This is a genomic window from Bradyrhizobium sp. STM 3809 (assembly GCF_000239795.1).
Lineage (GTDB): Bacteria > Pseudomonadota > Alphaproteobacteria > Rhizobiales > Xanthobacteraceae > Bradyrhizobium.
Genome location: NZ_CAFJ01000619.1, coordinates 1 through 809 on the forward strand (window position 1 = coordinate 1; position 809 = coordinate 809).

1 protein-coding gene is annotated in these 809 nt (G+C 68.6%); it reads right to left on the reverse strand.

The features are described 5' to 3' along the window. Window positions 1–809 (reverse strand): HAMP domain-containing protein (locus BRAS3809_RS27740; RefSeq protein ID WP_035659058.1); only part of this gene is annotated, 809 nt, incomplete at both ends.

Here is an 809-nt window from a genome sequence, read left to right on the forward strand (position 1 = left end):
GCTCCAGGATCTCGCCCTTCACGTCGACGGTGATCTTTCGAGAGAGGTCGCCGCGGGCGACCGCCGTTGTAACTTCCGCGATGTTGCGCACCTGCGTGGTCAGGTTCGCCGCCAGCAGGTTGACGTTGTCGGTGAGGTCCTTCCAGGTGCCGCCGACGCCGGGCACCACGGCCTGGCCGCCGAGGCGGCCTTCCGTGCCGACCTCACGCGCGACGCGGGTCACCTCGGCCGCGAACGAGCGGAGCTGCTCGACCATCGTGTTCAAGGTGTCCTTGAGCAGCAGGATCTCGCCGCGGACGTCGACCGTGATCTTCTTCGACAGATCGCCGCCGGCGATCGCGGTGGCCACCTCGGCAATGTTGCGGACCTGCGCGGTCAAGTTCGACGCCATGAAGTTGACGCTGTCGGTGAGGTCCTTCCAGGTGCCGGCGACCTCGGGCACCTCGGCCTGGCCACCGAGCTTGCCCTCGGTGCCGACCTCGCGCGCGACGCGCGTCACCTCGGAGGCGAAGGCGTTGAGCTGATCGACCATCGTGTTGATGGTGTTCTTGAGCTCGAGGATCTCGCCCTTCACGTCGACCGTGATCTTGCGCGAGAGGTCGCCGCGCGCCACCGCCGTCGTGACCTCGGCGATGTTGCGGACCTGCGCGGTCAGGTTGCCGGCCATGGAGTTGACGCTGTCGGTCAAGTCCTTCCAGGTGCCGGCCACGCCCGGCACGTTGGCCTGGCCGCCCAGCCGGCCCTCGGTGCCGACCTCGCGCGCGACGCGGGTCACCTCGCCCGCGAAGCGGTTGAGCTGGTCGACCATC